Genomic DNA, 16293 nt, shown 5'->3' with positions numbered 1-16293 from the left:
ATGGCGGATGGCATCCAGAGGCTCGTCGTCGTCGGAGGGTCGCTCGCGGGTCTCCGCGCCGCCGAGGCTGCGCGTCAGGCCGGATTCACGGGCGACATCACGGTCGTCAGCGCCGAGGAGGAGCACCCGTACGACCGTCCCGCGCTGAGCAAGCAGTGCCTGCTCGAGGGCGTCGAGGCTCCGACCCTGCGCGACGACGATCCGGCGACCGGACTCGGTGTCACGTGGCTCGCGGGACACGGCGCCACCGGGCTCGACACCTCGGCGCGGCAGGTCGTCGTCGGCGAGCAGCGAGTGGACTACGACGCGCTCGTCATCGCCACCGGCACGCGCCCGCGGCAGTTGCCGGGGCTGCCCGCCGCCGCCGGGATCGTCACGCTGCGCGACGCGCGCGACGTCCCGGCCCTCCGCGCGGGACTCGGGCCCGGCAAGCGCCTCACGATCATCGGGGCCGGCATCATCGGCGCGGAGATCGCCACGGCCGCCCGAAAGCTCGGCGCCGAGGTGACGCTCATCGAGGCCGCTCCCGTTCCCCTCCAGCGCGCGCTGGGTCGGCACCTCGGGCTCCTCTTCTCCGAGTGGCACGGGGAGAGCGGGGTCGATCTGCGGTTGGGCGCGAGCGTGCAGGCGGTCCAGGCCGACAATGGTGCGGTGGCGCGGGTCGTGCTCGGTGACGGTTCCGTGATCCCCACCGACACCCTGCTGGTGTCCATCGGCGTCGTCCCCAACACCGAATGGCTCGTGGGCAGCGGGGTCGAGCTCGCCGGGGACGGCAGTGTCCTGTGCGACGAGTTCCTCGAGACGTCGGTCCCCGGCGTGTTCGCCGCGGGGGACGTCATCTCGTGGCCCAACGCGCACACGGGTCTCACCGCGCGCCTGGAGACGTGGACCAGCGCGAACGAGCAGGGGTCCGCCGCGGGCGAGAACGCCGTCGTCCGTGTCGAGGACCGTCAGCCGTACAGCACCGTCCCCTACTTCTGGAGCGACTGGTACGGACACCGCATCCAGTTCACCGGAGTGGTGACCGACCGCGAGCCCGAGGTCGTCTTCGGGAGTGTCGAGTCGCGCAAGTGGGTCGCGCTGTTCGAGGACGGTGGCAGGGTGGTGGGCGCGCTGGCCGTGAACGAGCCGTCGAAGATCATGAAGGACCGCCGCCGTATCCGTGAGGGCATGAGCTGGGAAGAGGCGCGCGAGATCTATCGCGCGCTGTCGGCGCGAGTCGCCGTGGGCGCGTCATGAACGCCGAGTCCGAGACCGCGGCGGTGGCCGGCGACCTGCGCTGGAACGTCAAGCAGAGCTTCCGCGACTACGTCGGCGCCCTCCCCGACGGCACCGAGGAGAAGTCCGGCGCGGTGCGCGAGTCGGAGGACGGGGACCTCGTGTTCGACGCCGTGCGCGTCGACGCCGGCGACGCCACGACCTTCCTGTTCGAGGGGGGTGTCCGGTTCCGCGGCTACCGCGGGATGCTGCACGTCGACCTGCGCGATCCGCACGTCTCGGTCACGGCGGAGGGCGCGTCCCTCAGCGTCGACACGACCCCGCCCGGGTCGTTCGAACGTCGCATCGTCGTGGCCGTGGCCGACGGCGGGCCGACGCGCACCGCCGACGGCTGGGAGTGGGATGCCGCGGTCACACGGCTGACGGCGGCCGGAGCGGCTCTGTTGGGTGGCGTGTACGAGCCGGCCTCCGAGGCCGCGGGGTTCTCGCTCAGGGTCACGCGGCGATGACCGCGACTTCCGAGACCGTCTCCCCGGGGGCGGTCGGCTTCGTCGACGGCTTGCGGGTGCTCGAGATCGGCGGGGAGCTCGGTGAGTACGCGGGCCGAGTCCTCGTCGGACTCGGCGCCGACGTCGTTCGCGTCGAGCCACGAGAGGGTTCTCCGACGCGGGGTTACGGCCCTTTCGTCGACGATGTCCCCGATGCCGAGAAGAGCCTCTACTGGTGGCATTACAACCACGGCAAGCGGTCGGTTGCGCTGGACCTCGACACCCCGCAGGGCGGTGAAGAACTCCGGCGCCTCGCCCGGCAGGCCGACCTCGTGATCGAGAGCATGCCGCGCGGTTGGGCGGCCGAGCGGGGGGTGGATGCCGACACGCTCCTCGCCGAGCTCCCGCACCTGCTGCACCTGCGCGTCACGCCGTTCGGTGACACCGGGCCCTGGGCGGACTACGTCGGGAGCGACCTCATCCACCTCGCCCTCGGCGGCGTGATGATGAACTGCGGATACGACCCGGATCCGCGCGGCTTCTACGACACGCCGCCGATCGCGCCCCAGATGTGGCAGGCGTACCACATCACGGGTGAGCAGGCCGTGATCTCGGTGCTGGGGGCACTGGTCTACCGCCACCGGACCGGGCGGGGTCAGGCGATGTCGGTCGCGGTGCACGAGGCCGTCAGCAAGAACACCGAGACCGACGCCCCCGACTGGCTGTTCCTCGGCCAGCGGCATCGGCGGCTGACGTGCCGTCACTCGATGGTCTCGGCGAGTCTGCCCGCCCTGGCGATCACGAAGGACGGCCGCTACGCGCTGCCCTACAAGACGTACCTGAAGGGGTCGGTCACCGCCGACGCGAGCGCGTGGGAGTCGACCGTCGCCGTGCTCCGCGAGTACGGCAGCGGTGCCGCTCTGGACGAACCGCAGTACGCCACGGCCGAGGGGCGCCAGACCGCGGCCGCGGTCGACCGCCTCTCGAGCGCGGTCGAGAAGCTCTTCTCCTCGACGCTGTACTCCGCCGACGTCTGGCGCGCGGGTCAGCGCCAGGGACTTCCCTGGGCGCCCGTGCGCCTGCCGGAGGAGAACGTCTCCGATCCCCACTGGCGCCTGCGCGGCGCCGTCGTCGATCTCGACGAACCGACCCTCGGACGCGCGGTCGCGCACGTCGGGGCGAAGTGGTACTCGGAGGATGCCGCGTGGGCGTACGGCGGCCCCGCGCCGCGCGTGGGCGAGCACACCGCCGACGTCCGCCGGGAGTGGGCGGTGCCCTCGACGCACCGGCCCGTGGCATCCGTCCCGACCGACGAGGTGCGGAGCGTCCACGGCGCCCCGTTCGCCCTCGGACACGTCCGCGTCATCGACCTCAGTTGGATGCTCGCCAGCGCGGGGGCGGGGCGCTTCCTCGCGGCCCTGGGCGCCGACGTCATCAAGGTCGAGCACGACAGTCGCCTCGACGGGATGCGCACGGGCCAGGGCCTGTGCCCGCCCGGCGGCCGCGACGAACGCAGGGCCGCGACCACGCCGCTCCCGACCCCGACCTTCGACCGGTCGAACCCCAATCGCAGTGGCTCCTTCATGGAGATCAACGCAGGCAAACGCGCGCTGTCGCTGAACCTGAAGTCGCCCGAGGGGCGCCGGATCCTCGAGGACCTCATCCGCGACGCCGACATGGTCGTCGAGGGGTTCTCGCCCGGGACGATGGAGCGGATGGGGCTGGGGTACGCCCGGCTCAAGGAACTCAAGCCCGACATCATCTACGTCCAGCAGTCGGGCATGGGGGAGCACGGCACGTACGGTCGGCTGCGTGCCTTCGGCCCGACAGCGCAGGCGTTCACCGGCATCAGCGAGATGTCGGGACTCCCCTCCCCGTTCCCCCCGGCCGGCATCGGCTACTCGTACCTCGACTGGTTCGGGGCCTACAACATGGCCAATGCGATGATCGCCGCCCTGTACCGGCGGGATCGCACGGGCCACGGATGCCATATCGACGCGTCGCAGGGAGAGATCGGTCTGCAACTGACGGGGACCGCCTTCCTGGACTGTTCGGTGAACGGCCGCTCGTGGCGCCGGACGGGGAACCGCTCGCCGTACCGTGCCGCCGCACCGCACGGTGCCTACCGGACACGGGGCGACGACCGCTGGATCGCGCTAGCCGTCTTCGACGAGGAGCAGTGGTGCGCGCTCGCCGCGGCTCTGGGGAGGACGGACTGGACGAGCGACCCGCGCTTCGTCGACATGGCGGCGCGGCTGGCCCACCAGGACGAGTTGGATGCCGAGGTCGAGGGGGCTACGCGCGATCTCGACGGCGGCGAGCTCATGGCGCTCCTCCAGCGCTCCGGGGTCGCCGCCGGCGTCTGCCAAGAGGCATCCGATCGCTATGAGTCGGACCCCCAGCTGGCCCACCTCGGCTGGACGGTGGAGCTGCGCCAGAGCGAGATCGGGACGTGGCCGGTGAAGGAACACCCGGTGCGGATGTCGGTCACCCCGACGCACATCGGTGGTCGACTCGACCGCTCCGGCCCCAACTACGGCGAAGACACCGACGAGATCCTCGCCGAGATCCTCGGGTTCGACGATGACCGCATCGCCGCGCTGCGTGCGGACGGCGTCGTGTGAGACCCCTACCGAAGGAGAAGCGAATGACCAGCGTGACGACGACGGTGACCGACCTGGTCGACCGGATCCAGGCGCGCGAGTACTCGATGACGATCGACGGCCGTGCCGTCTCGGGGGCCGACCGCTTCGCGGTCGACAACCCGTCGACGGGCGAGACACTCGCGACCGCTCCGCGCTGCTCGGACGATGAGCTCGATCGCGCGGTGCGCGCCGCGCACGCGGCCTTCCCGCGGTGGCGCGGCGATATCGTGGCGCGCCGCGCGGCTCTGCACCGCATCGCCGACGTCCTCGTGGCGAACCAGGAGGTGCTCGGCACCCTGGTGACGCTCGAGCAGGGGAAGCCGCGCGCGGAGGGCGTCGGCGACGTCCTCCGTTCGGCCGACTGGTTCCGGCACTTCGCCGAGGTCGATCTCGGCGACCGGGTCGTGCAGGACGACGAGAACGGCTTCGTCGAGGTCGTGCACCGTCCGCTCGGCGTGGTCGCCGGGATCATCCCGTGGAACCAGCCGATGCTCATGATCTCGTGGAAGACGGCCCCCGCACTGCTCGCCGGAAACACCGTGGTGCTGAAGCCCTCGTCCTCGACACCCCTCACCGCACTGCTCTTCGGCGAGTTGGTGCGGGAGATCGTGCCCGCCGGTGTCCTCGCCGTGATCTCGGGACCCGAGCCGCTGGGCAGCAAGCTCATCGATCACGAGCTGGTGCGCAAGGTGAGCTTCACCGGGTCGACGGCGGTGGGCATGGGCATCGCCCGGAAGACGGCGTCGTCGCTCAAGCGCCTCACGCTCGAACTCGGCGGGAACGACGCCGCGATCGTGCTCGACGACGCGGAGCCCGAGGAGTTCGCCGAGCAGCTCTTCTGGGCGGCGATGAAGAACAACGGCCAGATGTGCGCGCTCATCAAGCGCCTCTACGTGCCGGAACGCCGACGCGCGTCCTACACCGAGGCCTTCGCCGACCTGGCCGGGCGGGCCCGCGTCGGCGACCCGCTGCTCGACGGGACCCAGCTGGGGCCGCTCGCGACGCCGGCGCAGTTCCGTGGCATCCGAGATCTCGCCTCCGCGACAGCGGCCCAGGGGGCGACGATCGCCGCCGGCGGTGCGGCGAGGGACGGTGTGGGCTACTTCTTCCCGCCTACCGTGGTGACCGACGTCGCCGAGAACTCCGCCATCGTCGCCGACGAGCAATTCGGCCCGATCCTCCCGATCGTGGGCTACGACGACCTCGACGAGGCGGTCGTTCGCGCGAATGGGACCGACTTCGGCCTCGCCGGCTCCGTGTGGGGCACGGACCTCGAGCGGGCGCGCGAGATCGCGTCGCGGTTCGAGTCGGGGCAGGCATCCGTGAACCACCACACCCGCGGCATCCTGCCCCACCTGCCGTTCGGCGGCGCGAAGCACAGCGGGATCGGGTACGAGAACGGCAGCTGGGGTCTCGAGGCGTTCACGCAGCTGCAGACCCTTGCCGGCCCGGCGCGGCACCCCTAGACCACTCGAAGAAGAGGAGCACACATGTCACTCGAGAACAGCCGGTTCATCGTCACCGGTGCCGCATCCGGCATCGGGCGCGCCACGGGGCGCAAGCTCGTCGCGGCCGGCGCCGAGGTGATCAGTCTCGACCGCAACGAGCCCGATTACGCCGTCGTCGCCCACCACGCCGTCGACCTCTCGGACACCGCGAGCATCGACGGCGTCGTCGCGCGGCTCGCCGAGGGCGGAACGTACTCCGGTCTCCTCAACATCGCGGGCGTGCCGGGCGGATCGCTGCCGGACGCGTTCGTGCTGTCGGTGAACTACCTGGGTCTGCGCCACCTCACCGAGGCCGTCGAGCCGTTGCTCGCCCCGGGCGGGAACGTCACGAACGTGTCCTCCAACGGCGATGTGCTGTGGCCGACACGCGAGGACGTCCACCGCGAGCTCTACGACACCGCGGGATTCGCCGAGGGAGCCGCGTGGTACGCCGAGGGCAAGGCTGAGGGGAAGGCGTACAACTTCTCGAAGGAAGCCGTCAGCTACTACACGATCCGCAAGGCGATCGAGTACGCGCAGAAGGGCAAGCGCATCAACGCGATCGCGCCCGGCATGACGAACACGCCGATCATCGGCGACTTCCTGAAGGTCATGACCGAGGACCGCGTCGAGCGCATCAAGAACCTCGTCGGCGGATTCGCGGAGCCGGACACGATCGCCGACGCGATCGTGTTCATGGCCTCCCCCGCGGCACGCTTCGTCAACGGCCAGATCCTCGACGTCGACGGCGGGTTGAAGGCCGGGATGCGCGCCGGCGACGTGCCGTACCCCGGCCGAGCCTGACGGCCGCACGACGAGGGGCGTGGCATCCGATCGATGGATGCCACGCCCCTCGCGTGTCGTGCTCAGGCACGCGAGCGTGTGTCGTGCTCAGGCACGCGAGCGTGCCGCGCTCAGGCCCGCGAACGTGCGGCGAACGACACGGCATCGGTGTGTCGCACGGCGACGAGGTCGACGGGAGCCCCGATGACGGGGGCAATCTCGCCGATGTGCCGGGTCGCCACGCGGAGTCCCTCGTCGAGGTCGACGATGGCCACGCGGTACGGGAGGTCGCCGACGAACGCGGTCGGTGCGGCGTGGATGGTGGTGTGGGAGTAGAGGACGCCGGATCCCGACAGCTCCACCCACTCCACGTCCGTCGTCCAATCCGCGGGCGAGATCGGCTTGGGCGGGAACGTCAACGCCCCCGTGGTGACGCTGCGGGTGGTGAGGAGTCGGCCTTCGGCCAGCGCATCCCAGAACGGGCGCGTGAACGCCGAGATCCGCGGCGGGTAGGGGTGGGGGGTGTCGACCGTGACGATGTCGATCATCACGCCACCGCCTCGAGGACGTGGACCAGCGCGGCGTTGTAGTTGCCGAGCTCCGCCGAGACGAGTCCGAGCCGCGCGCCGCCGACCTGGCGGTCTCCCGCGGTGCCGCGCAGCTGCTCGACCGCCTCGACGAAGCTGTACAGCGGCGTCATGTAGGCGGGATGGCCGCGCGAGGTCAGCCCGCCCGACGTGCAGAGGGGCATGTCGCCGCCGAGCGTCGTCCGTCCCTCGGCGGCCCACGCTGCGCCGTGGCCGCGCGGCGTGAGACCCAGAGCCTCGGCGACGAGCACCTCGACGATCGTGCATGGCGCATACAGCTCTGCGAAGTCCACGTCGACGGAACGGATGCCGGCCTGCGCACACGCCTCCGCGCCGGCACGCTCGGCAGCCTCCAGGCGGATCATGTCGTTGGGGATCGCGCTGATCTGGTGGGCGCCCTCGTGGAAGAAGCCGCGGCCGCGGACCCGGACGTACGGTCGGCCGAGCGCGCGGGCCACGTCTTCATCCGCGAGCACGAGGACCGCGGCGCCGTCGCTGCGCGGAGGCACCTCGTACAGGCCGAGCGGTTCGACGATCGGCCGCTGCGCGAGCACCTCCTCGAGGGTGATGGGGGAGCGAAAATGCGCGAGCGGGTTCATCGACGCGTGGAGGCGGTTCTTCACGGCCACGGTGGCGATCTGCTCGCGGGAGGAGCCGTGCTCGTGGATGTACCGGTTGGCATCCATCGCGTACCAGGCGATCGGCGTGATGCCGAACGGGGCTTGGAAGTCGACGTCGCCGACGGCGCGCATGGAGCTCATCATGTGATCGCGCGCGCTGATCGCGGTCTCGACGTTGATGCCCATCGCGAGGGCCACCTTGGCGCGCCCGAGGAGGATTTCGTTGGCGGCGGATTCGAAGGTCAGTGCCCCGGTCATCCCGTTGCCCAGGACCTCGGCGATCCCCGCGGTCAGCGGCAGTCCCAGGTAGTTCGCCAGGAACGTCGCGAAGTATTTCTGCTGGGTGTAGGGGCGGGGGAGGCTCATCGCCAGCGCTCCGATGTCGGACTTGTCGATCCCGGCGTCGTGGGCGGCCTCGATGGCGAGTCGACCGAGGACTTCGTGCTCGAGCACATGCTCCTCGGCATCCGGGGGTGTCTGCCATTTCCCGACGGGTGCGGCGGCGTAGCCGATGATCGCGACGGATCTGCTCATGCGCGTGTCTTCTCTCGAAGGGCGGCGCGCCTCCCGTCGTGGGGGACGGGAGGCGCGCCGGGCGGGATTCGGTGCTAGTCGGACACGGGCGGGAAGCCCCCGCCGAACAGCAGCACGGGCGTGAGGATCTCGGCCGCCTTCGGGCTCGCGAGGGTCGGCCACGCGGCCTCGGTGTTCGGGTGCAGCGTGTCGAAGCCCTCTGCGACCCACTTGTCCCACAGGCCCGCCTTCATGGCGTGCGGAAAGAGGAACTCGCGCGTGTAGACCATGATTCCGTCGCGGATCTTCTGCTCCGTCGATTTCTTCGCGAGGTCGCGATACATCGACAGTGTGCCCTTCTGCGCGATCTGGGAGTAGGTCGCGATCTCCTCGGGGGTGACGACGCGCAGTTCGCCCATCGGGGTGTCGCGCGTGTCACGGGCGAAGACGGCGACGCTCTCGATGTAGTCGAGATAGTTCGACGGATCGGAGAACGTGGTCATGATGTCGTTGATCGTGACCTTCACCTTGTCGGCGGGGAAGATCATGACCTGGGTCACCGCATACGGCAGACCCTCGGCGACACCCGCCCACGGGTAGATGTCCTCGTTGAGGAAGTGGTCGCGCACGATGGCGAACCGGCCGTCCGGAAGCGGGTACGGGCCCGTGTCGCCCATGCCGGCGCGGCAGTCGTAGTGCAGCATGAAGCCGAACAGCTCGGTCTTCGCGTTGAATCGGCGGAAGGCTTCGAGCTTCTCGGGATCTTCGAGGGACTGCGCCTGGGCCACAAGCTGCGCGAGGAACTCGGGAGCGAGGACATCCAGGGTGAAGTCGCGGCCGGACACCAGCCCTGAGCCCCCGCCCCACGTGCCGTGCTGCAGTCGCCGACCGAACTGGATGAGCGTCTCGAGGTCGTCGCGACGCGAGTCGGCGGTGTCCTGCCCGAGGGTGATGCCGATTCCGCGGCCCAGGATGGGACAGACGGATGCCGCCCAGTTGCGGGTGACGTTGATCTTCGTCCCGACCTCGTGCCGTGCGGTCTGCGCCAGCCCCAGCAGCCCGTCGACACCGAGTTCGTCGGTGAGCTGGCGGATCCAGGTCGGGTACGTGTTCCACTGCTGCACGAACGAGTTGGTCTCGTACTCCTGGCGCGGGATGAGACCGGACTCCCCCTCCGAGGCGCGGCCGAGGATGAAGTCCCACAGGTTCCACCCGGCATAGTCGAGCCAGCTGTTGATCTCGTCGGCGCTGAGCCGGGTCTTCCGGACGTCCTCATCGGTGGTGTCGACGAAGGGCGTCGTGAGACGGGAGCGGATCTCGGCGTCTCCGGCGACGCCCTGCGGAATCATGCCCAGGTACTTCGTGAGCCAGAGGTCGAGGTCGAAGGCGGGCGCGCCCGCGGTGATGCTCGTCATCACGCGTCCTCGCTCTCGACGACGAAGACCTGGCCTCGATCTCCCGAGATGTCCAGGCGTACGAGCGTTCCGTCGGCCGGGATCGTCTCGTCGCGCGCTGTCGTGACACCTTCCGTGAACTGCGTGGACATCACGCAGGGAATGGAGAACTCGCGCGACAGGATGCCGAGATGGCTCTCCGGCGCACCCTGCAGGGTGATGAGTCCCGCGACGCCGGCCATCAGCGCCGGCGACATGAAGGTCGTGGTTCCGCCGCGGGAGATGACGACGGCCTCTTCGACGTCGGGTCCGTCGATGAAGTCCAGCACCTCCTCGGGGGAGTCGAGGAAACGGATACGGCCCGTCGCCCCGTGGGGCGAGGTGAAGGCCTTGACCCCCGTTCCGATGATGCGCTCTGTCATGGATGCCTCCTCATTGAAGCGTGAGACGGTCGGCAATGGCTCAACCATTAGAACTATACGTCGATCACCCAATCGCACAAGACCCCGTTTCGGGACTCCTGAGGGGTTGACGTTGCCGCTTAGCGCGCGAGGAGTGGAGCGGGCTGGGTGTGCGCGATTGCGGATCGCCCGGGCGCCTACGTGAAAGGCCCGCCGCACCGCCGGAGCGGTGAGTCGGGCCTGTGGAGGGGCTGACGGGAATCGAACCCGCGCTGTCTGCTTGGGAAGCAGAAGTTCTGCCATTGAACTACAGCCCCGAGCGCCTGACGGCACTCCCGCCAGCATAACAGCGTCTCCCGTGGCATCCAGGTCGGGGTTCTGTCGTGGACGCCCAGATCACGTGACGTGGTCGAGGGCGCCCGCCGTGGCGCGACATTACGGGTGCGTTCGCCCAGATCACGTGATCTGGCGACGCCGACCGGACGCCCGCCGACCCCACGCCCTAGGCTGGGCGCGTGCTGCTCTCCGATCGCGACATCCGTGCCGAACTCGCCGACGGACGCCTGGGGCTCGACCCCTTCGATCCGGCCATGGTGCAGCCGTCGAGCGTGGATGTGCGCCTCGACCGGTACTTCCGGCTGTTCGACAACCACAAGTACCCGTTCATCGATCCCGCCGAGGATCAGCCCGAACTCACTCGCCTCATCGAGGTCGAGCCGAACGAACCGTTCATCCTGCACCCGGGGGAATTCCGCGCTGGGTTGAACGTTCGAGCGCGTCACTCTGCCCGACGACGTCGCCGCGCGCCTCGAGGGCAAGTCGTCGCTCGGGCGACTGGGGCTGCTCACGCACTCGACCGCCGGCTTCATCGACCCGGGCTTCTCGGGGCACGTCACCCTCGAGCTCTCGAACGTCGCGACGCTGCCGATCAAGCTCTGGCCCGGCATGAAGATCGGCCAGGTCTGCTACTTCCGCCAGACGTCGTCGGCCGAGAACCCCTACGGGTCGGGACCGTACGGCAACCGCTACCAGGGCCAGCGCGGCCCGACGGCGTCGCGGTCGGCGCTCAACTTCCACCGCACGGACGTCGGCACGACCGACGCCGGTTCCGCCGGGCGCTGAGCCCCGGAACACCGGACAGCCCCGTCGAGTGAATCTCGGCGGGGCTGTTCGGTTGTGCGCTCGCGGCGCGGCGTGCTCGCGGCGCGGCGCGGCGCGTGCTGGGCCGCGTCGTGCCCGCCGATAAACGCCATTCGTGCGCAGAAACGCGGTGTGAACGCGTTTCTCGCGACGGAGAGCGTTTATCGATGGTCACTCGGATGCCGTGGGCTCACCGGATGCCGACGACTCGCGGCCGCGGCTGAAACCGGCGTCGAAACCGCGCTCGTAGGCGCGCTGCGCCGCCCGGCGGTCGTCGTGGCCGTGGTGACCGTGGCCGTGGTGCGCGTGTCCGCCGCGGGGGTTGCACCCGCGTCCGTGACCGCCGCGGTGCCGCGGGTCGTGCTGCTCGGCGTCGGCGTCACGCTCGCCGCGCCAGCCCGGGCCGAACCCGGCGCCCGAGCCGAACCCGGCGCCCGGACCGAACCCGGCGCCCGGGCCGAACCCGGCACGCGGGCCGAAGCCGGGGGCGAAGCCGCGGCCGAACGGGCCGAAACCCTGCCCGAACCCGCGCATGCCCGGGCCGCGTCCGCCGCGTCCCAAGGGGCCGAACGGCGCCGCGTCCGCCTCGTCGAGACCGAGCGCCGCGGAGACCGCGTCGAGGGAGGCGACGAGGCGTTCGAGCTCTTCGGCCGGGACGTCCGCGAGCAGCGCCGAGCGATCGGCATCCATCCGGTCGAGGATCTCGCGACCCTCGGCGGTCAGGGCCCAGCCGTCGTCGGTGCGCTCGATCCAGCCGCGCTCGGCGAGGGCGGTGAGGCGCTTGCCGCCGCGGGCGAGGCGGTCGGCGATCCACGGAGCGTCGATGCGGCCGTCGATCGCACGCAGCAGGAGGACGGTCTTGGGGTGGAGGTCGCTGTCGCGCAGCTGCGCGAAGAGGCGATGGTGCAGCGCGTGTCCGACCGTGGTGAGGCGATGGGCGAGGCTGCGGGGATCCAGAGGTGTGGAGGTGTCCATGGGGTGTTCCTTTCGTGGGGCGGAAGATCCGCCGGTTACATGTCAAGTGACAACGAATGTACTGTGACATGTATTCCGAATGCTTGTCAAGCGACATGTAAAATCGCCGCATGACCGCCGACCCCGCCGACGAGATCGCCGCCGCCCTCGCCAAGATCCGCGGTCGTCGGCCGCGGCCGCCGTTCGGGGGAGGCTTCGGCGGCCCCCACCCGCACGACCATCGCGGTCACGGTCCGCACGCGTTCCCCGGCGGACCCCCGTGGGGCGAGCCGGGCCAGGGGAGGTTCGCCGGGGTCGCGCGCTTCCGCATGCTGGATGCTCTGCTCTCGGCATCCGGTCCGCTGTCGGTGAGCGAGATCGCCGACGCCGTGGGCGTCGACCAGCCCCGCGCATCGCGCCTGGTTCAGCAGGGCGTGCAGATGCGGCTCGTCGAACGCGAGCCCGACCCCGACGACGCCCGACGCCTCCGCGTGCGCCTCACCGCCGAGGGCGAGCGACTCGTCTCGAGCCTCCGGGGGAGGAGGAGGGATGCCGTGCGCTCCGCGCTCGAGTCCTTCACCGACGCCGAGCGCGCCGACTTCGCCCGCCTCCTGGCGAAGTTCGCCGACGCCTGGCCGCAGGACTGACGCCGCGGCATCCGGGGTGGCGATCGGCTCGCGAGCGAAACTCCTGAGAAATCGTCGGTTCCGCGGCCCGCGCTGGCGGCATTCCGCCGGTCCGCGCGTGGTCGGTGGCGGAAACTCAGGAGTTTCGCACGGTGGTGCGGGCCGCCCGGGACGGCCGGCCGGGGTCAGCGGATCGCGGCGCCCCGGTTCTGCACCGGGATCATCAGCGCCAGGCCCACGGCCAGGATCAGCACGATGCCCAGGATGCCGAGGCGCGTGTCGCCCGTGAGCCGCACGAACAGCGCGAAGAGCCCGGGCGCGAGGAACGACACCGCCCGACCGGTGGTGGCGTAGAGGCCGAAGATCTCACCCTCGCGACCCTCCGGCGTCGCCCGCGAGAGGTAGGTGCGGCTGGCCGACTGGACCGGGCCGACGAAGAGTCCGAGGCCGAGCCCGGCCACCCAGAAGAGCGGCTGCGACGTGCCGATGAACAGCACCACCGTGCCCAGCACGATGAGTCCCACGAGCGAGAACACGATCACGCGCTTGGGGCCGAAGCGGTCGTCGAGGCGTCCGGAGAACATCGTGCTGATGCCCGCGACCACGTTCGCGGCGACCGCGAAGTACAGCACCTCGGTCGACGAGAACCCGAACACCTGCGCCGCGATGATCGCGCCGAACGTGAACACCCCGGTGAGGCCGTCGCGGAACACCGCGCTCGCGATGAGGAACAGCAGCACGGGGCGGCTGTCGCGCCACAGCGACCGGAGCGTCCCCCACAGCACGACGTACGACTGGAAGAAGCCGATCCGCACCTTGCGGCTCTGCGCCGGGATCTCCGGCACGCGCACCAGCACCGGGATCGCGAACACCGCGAACCAGACCGCGGATGCCAGGATCGCCAGGCGGATGTTCCAGCCACCGTCCTTGGGCACGGCGAGGAGGCCCGCGGCATCCGGGTTCCCGAATCCCTGGATGAACAGGACCAGCAGGAGGAGCAGCAGCACGATGCCGCCGACGTATCCCATGCCCCAGCCGAAGCCCGAGACGCGGCCGATGTTCTCGCGCGTGGAGACCTGCGACAGCATCGCGTAGTAGTTGACGCTCGCGAACTCGAAGAAGACGTTGCCGACCGCCAGCAGCGTCGCGCCGAGGATGAGGTACGGCGGCGTCCCCTCGACGAACACCATCGCGGCCATCGCGAGCACGATCACGCCGGTGTTGATGCCGAGCCACAGCTTCCGGCGTCCGGTTCCGTCGCTGCGCTGACCGAGCACGGGCGCGAGCAGCGCGACCACGATTCCGGCGATCATCAGGGCATTGCCCACGAGGGCGGCGTTGTCCGCGAGCGCCTTGACGAGCTCCGGGTTGCGGTCGTCGTCGCCGGCGGCGGCGACGATCGCGGGGTCGACGAAGTACGAGCTCGCCAGGTACGTGCTGAACACGAACGTCGTCACGACCGCGTTGAACGCCGCGGATCCCCAGTCCCACAGCGCCCACGCCAGGACCGGCCGCTTGCCTTCGACCGACGGGGCGGGAGGCGGGGGAGGTGCGGTGGGAGTGGACATGTCGCTCACGGTAAGACCCTTCGGTGAACGCGCGGATACGTCGGGCGCGCCCGCGCCGCCGCTGGCGCGTGCGCTCAGGGTATGCCCTCGCGGCCCGAGGAACGGGGGTTTCCCGGGGTGGCGGACTACCGTGGAGTCATGGCATCCGAATCCCCCGTCCCCTCCGCCGAGGCGGACACCGCCCCCGAGCAGCTCACGTTCGCCGATCTGGGACTGGATGCCGCTGTGCTCAAGGCCCTCAAGGACGTCGGCTACGAGACCCCGTCGGCCATCCAGGCCGCCACCATCCCCGTGCTCCTGCAGGGGCGCGACGTCGTCGGCCTCGCCCAGACCGGAACCGGGAAGACCGCCGCGTTCGCCCTTCCGGTGCTGTCGCAGATGGAGACCGGCCACAAGAATCCGCAGGCGCTCGTGCTGGCCCCGACGCGCGAGCTCGCGCTGCAGGTGTGCGAGGCGTTCGAGAAGTACGCGGCGCACATCAAGGGCGTCTCGGTGCTCCCCGTCTACGGCGGCCAGGGCTACGGACAGCAGCTGTCGGCCCTCCGCCGCGGCGTCGACATCGTGGTCGGTACGCCGGGTCGCATCATGGACCACCTCGACAAGGGCACGCTCGACCTCAGCGAGCTGAAGTACCTCGTGCTCGACGAGGCCGACGAGATGCTGAAGATGGGCTTCGCGGAGGACGTCGAGACGATCCTCGCCGACACCCCCGCCGACAAGCAGGTCGCGCTGTTCTCGGCCACAATGCCGGCGCAGATCCGCCGCATCTCCGCGCAGTACCTCAACGACCCCGAAGAGATCACGGTCAAGACCAAGACCACGACCTCGGCCAACATCACGCAGCGGTACCTCGTCGTGTCGTACCAGCAGAAGATCGACGCCCTCACCCGCATCCTCGAGGTCGAGAACTTCGAGGGGATGATCGTCTTCACCCGCACGAAGAACGAGACCGAGACCGTCGCCGAGAAGCTGCGCGCCCGCGGCTACACCGCCGCCGCCATCAACGGCGATGTCGCCCAGGTGCAGCGCGAGCGCACGGTCAACCAGCTGAAGTCCGGCAAGCTCGACATCCTCGTCGCCACCGACGTCGCCGCCCGCGGCCTCGACGTCGAGCGCATCAGCCACGTCGTCAACTACGACCTGCCGATCGACACCGAGTCGTACGTCCACCGGATCGGCCGCACGGGACGCGCCGGACGGAGCGGGGATGCCATCAGCTTCGTGACCCCGCGCGAGCGCCGCATGCTCACCGCGATCGAGAAGGCGACGCGTCAGCCGCTCACGGAGATGTCGCTGCCGAGCGTCGACGACGTCAACGCCACGCGCCTCACCCGCTTCGACGACGCGATCACCGCCGCGCTCGAGGACACCGCCGCGATCGCGACCTTCCGCGACGTCGTCGCCCACTACGTCTCGCACCACGACGTGCCCGAGGCCGACGTCGCCGCGGCGCTCGCCGTGGTCGCGCAGGGCGACACCCCGCTGCTGATGGAGGAGGAGACGATCCAACAGCCGCGCTTCGACCGGGACCGCGACCGCGCGCCGCGCGACGGCGACCGCGACCGCGGCGACCGGGGCGACCGGCGCAGCAGCGACGGACGGTTCGCGACGTACCGCATCGCGGTGGGGCGTCGGCAGCGGGTCGAGCCGCGCCAGATCGTCGGGGCGCTCGCGAACGAGGGCGGCCTGCGCCGCAACGACTTCGGTGCGATCCAGATCCGCCAGGACTTCTCGCTCGTCGAACTCCCGGCCGACCTGTCGCGCGACACGCTCAACCGGCTCACCGACACCCGCATCTCGGGCGTGCTCATCGACCTGCGTCTGGACCAGGGCGGCCGTTCCGCGAAGCGCAGCGACCGGCCGAGCGCC

13 protein-coding genes, 1 tRNA gene and 1 pseudogene are annotated in these 16293 nt (G+C 70.3%); 8 read left to right on the top strand and 7 right to left on the bottom strand.

Annotation, left to right across the window (positions count from 1 at the left end; genetic code table 11):
* Genes I5G_RS12935 through I5G_RS12915 form a run of 5 tightly spaced genes read left to right on the top strand, consistent with a single transcriptional unit; the run spans position 1 to position 6642 of the window.
* Positions 1-1239: an NAD(P)/FAD-dependent oxidoreductase gene (locus I5G_RS12935; protein WP_022879430.1), complete on the top strand. Its 1239-nt coding sequence runs from the start codon at positions 1-3 to the stop codon at positions 1237-1239.
* On the top strand, positions 1236-1727 hold the full coding sequence (locus I5G_RS12930) for an HtaA domain-containing protein (RefSeq protein WP_022879429.1): 492 nt from the start codon (positions 1236-1238) through the stop codon (positions 1725-1727). The genes I5G_RS12935 and I5G_RS12930 overlap by 4 nt, the downstream gene beginning before the upstream one ends.
* On the top strand, positions 1724-4330 hold the full coding sequence (locus I5G_RS12925) for a CaiB/BaiF CoA-transferase family protein (RefSeq protein ID WP_022879428.1): 2607 nt from the start codon (positions 1724-1726) through the stop codon (positions 4328-4330). The genes I5G_RS12930 and I5G_RS12925 overlap by 4 nt, the downstream gene beginning before the upstream one ends.
* 23 nt (positions 4331-4353) lie before the next feature.
* Positions 4354-5817 carry an aldehyde dehydrogenase family protein gene (locus I5G_RS12920; RefSeq protein ID WP_022879427.1) on the top strand — a complete coding sequence of 488 codons (1464 nt, stop codon included), beginning with the start codon at positions 4354-4356 and terminating at the stop codon, positions 5815-5817.
* A gap of 24 nt (positions 5818-5841) precedes the next feature.
* Positions 5842-6642 (top strand): coniferyl-alcohol dehydrogenase, encoded by an 801-nt coding sequence (locus tag I5G_RS12915; protein ID WP_022879426.1) that lies wholly within the window; start codon positions 5842-5844, stop codon positions 6640-6642.
* 110 nt (positions 6643-6752) lie between these two features.
* Here I5G_RS12915 and I5G_RS12910 read toward each other — a convergent pair whose 3' ends face one another.
* From I5G_RS12910 to I5G_RS12890, 5 genes are all read right to left on the bottom strand, one after another.
* Complete coding sequence (locus tag I5G_RS12910) at positions 6753-7169, bottom strand: Zn-ribbon domain-containing OB-fold protein (RefSeq protein ID WP_022879425.1); 417 nt, start codon at positions 7167-7169, stop codon at positions 6753-6755.
* On the bottom strand, positions 7169-8362 hold the full coding sequence (locus I5G_RS12905) for a thiolase family protein (RefSeq protein WP_022879424.1): 1194 nt from the start codon (positions 8360-8362) through the stop codon (positions 7169-7171). The genes I5G_RS12910 and I5G_RS12905 overlap by 1 nt, the downstream gene beginning before the upstream one ends.
* Before the next feature lie 74 nt (positions 8363-8436).
* Entirely contained in the window at positions 8437-9756 is a 1320-nt protein-coding gene (locus I5G_RS12900; protein ID WP_026095898.1) for a hypothetical protein, read from the bottom strand.
* Complete coding sequence (locus I5G_RS12895; protein WP_026095897.1) at positions 9756-10157, bottom strand: PEP-utilizing enzyme; 402 nt, start codon at positions 10155-10157, stop codon at positions 9756-9758. Before I5G_RS12895 ends, I5G_RS12900 begins: the two co-directional genes overlap by 1 nt.
* Positions 10158-10379: 222 nt before the next feature.
* Positions 10380-10453: transfer RNA gene (locus I5G_RS12890), tRNA-Gly, on the bottom strand.
* A gap of 198 nt (positions 10454-10651) precedes the next feature.
* On the opposite strand from I5G_RS12890, the pseudogene dcd reads away from it, so the two are divergent.
* Positions 10652-11258, top strand: a pseudogene (gene dcd, locus I5G_RS22375) (dCTP deaminase).
* A 189-nt stretch (positions 11259-11447) separates the two neighbouring features.
* Here the strand turns inward: dcd and I5G_RS12880 are convergent.
* Complete coding sequence (locus I5G_RS12880) at positions 11448-12251, bottom strand: MarR family winged helix-turn-helix transcriptional regulator (protein ID WP_022879423.1); 804 nt, start codon at positions 12249-12251, stop codon at positions 11448-11450.
* A 110-nt stretch (positions 12252-12361) separates the two neighbouring features.
* Between I5G_RS12880 and I5G_RS24780 the strand changes: the two genes are divergently transcribed.
* On the top strand, positions 12362-12877 hold the full coding sequence (locus tag I5G_RS24780) for a MarR family winged helix-turn-helix transcriptional regulator (RefSeq protein WP_022879422.1): 516 nt from the start codon (positions 12362-12364) through the stop codon (positions 12875-12877).
* 164 nt (positions 12878-13041) lie between these two features.
* Here the strand turns inward: I5G_RS24780 and I5G_RS12870 are convergent, their stop codons facing one another.
* The gene (locus tag I5G_RS12870; RefSeq protein ID WP_036328121.1) at positions 13042-14424 is read right to left on the bottom strand and encodes an MFS transporter; all 1383 of its coding nucleotides are present in this window, start codon (positions 14422-14424) and stop codon (positions 13042-13044) included.
* Between the two features lie 138 nt (positions 14425-14562).
* Here I5G_RS12870 and I5G_RS12865 point away from each other — a divergent pair.
* On the top strand, positions 14563-16293 hold a 1731-nt coding region (locus I5G_RS12865; protein ID WP_022879420.1), incomplete at its 3' end, for a DEAD/DEAH box helicase.

The sequence above is a fragment of the Microbacterium sp. B19 genome, assembly GCF_000333395.1.
Classification (GTDB): Bacteria; Actinomycetota; Actinomycetes; order Actinomycetales; family Microbacteriaceae; genus Microbacterium.
This window is presented reverse-complemented; position numbering and strand designations above follow the sequence as displayed.

Coding starts and splice junctions, on each gene's coding strand:
- I5G_RS12935 (WP_022879430.1), top strand. CDS start 1: ATGGCGGATGGCATCCAGAGGCTCGTCGTCGTCGGAGGGTCGCTCGCG.
- I5G_RS12930 (WP_022879429.1), top strand. CDS start 1,236: ATGAACGCCGAGTCCGAGACCGCGGCGGTGGCCGGCGACCTGCGCTGG.
- I5G_RS12925 (WP_022879428.1), top strand. CDS start 1,724: ATGACCGCGACTTCCGAGACCGTCTCCCCGGGGGCGGTCGGCTTCGTC.
- I5G_RS12920 (WP_022879427.1), top strand. CDS start 4,354: ATGACCAGCGTGACGACGACGGTGACCGACCTGGTCGACCGGATCCAG.
- I5G_RS12915 (WP_022879426.1), top strand. CDS start 5,842: ATGTCACTCGAGAACAGCCGGTTCATCGTCACCGGTGCCGCATCCGGC.
- I5G_RS12910 (WP_022879425.1), bottom strand. CDS start 7,169: ATGATCGACATCGTCACGGTCGACACCCCCCACCCCTACCCGCCGCGG.
- I5G_RS12905 (WP_022879424.1), bottom strand. CDS start 8,362: ATGAGCAGATCCGTCGCGATCATCGGCTACGCCGCCGCACCCGTCGGG.
- I5G_RS12900 (WP_026095898.1), bottom strand. CDS start 9,756: ATGACGAGCATCACCGCGGGCGCGCCCGCCTTCGACCTCGACCTCTGG.
- I5G_RS12895 (WP_026095897.1), bottom strand. CDS start 10,157: ATGACAGAGCGCATCATCGGAACGGGGGTCAAGGCCTTCACCTCGCCC.
- I5G_RS12880 (WP_022879423.1), bottom strand. CDS start 12,251: ATGGACACCTCCACACCTCTGGATCCCCGCAGCCTCGCCCATCGCCTC.
- I5G_RS24780 (WP_022879422.1), top strand. CDS start 12,362: ATGACCGCCGACCCCGCCGACGAGATCGCCGCCGCCCTCGCCAAGATC.
- I5G_RS12870 (WP_036328121.1), bottom strand. CDS start 14,424: ATGTCCACTCCCACCGCACCTCCCCCGCCTCCCGCCCCGTCGGTCGAA.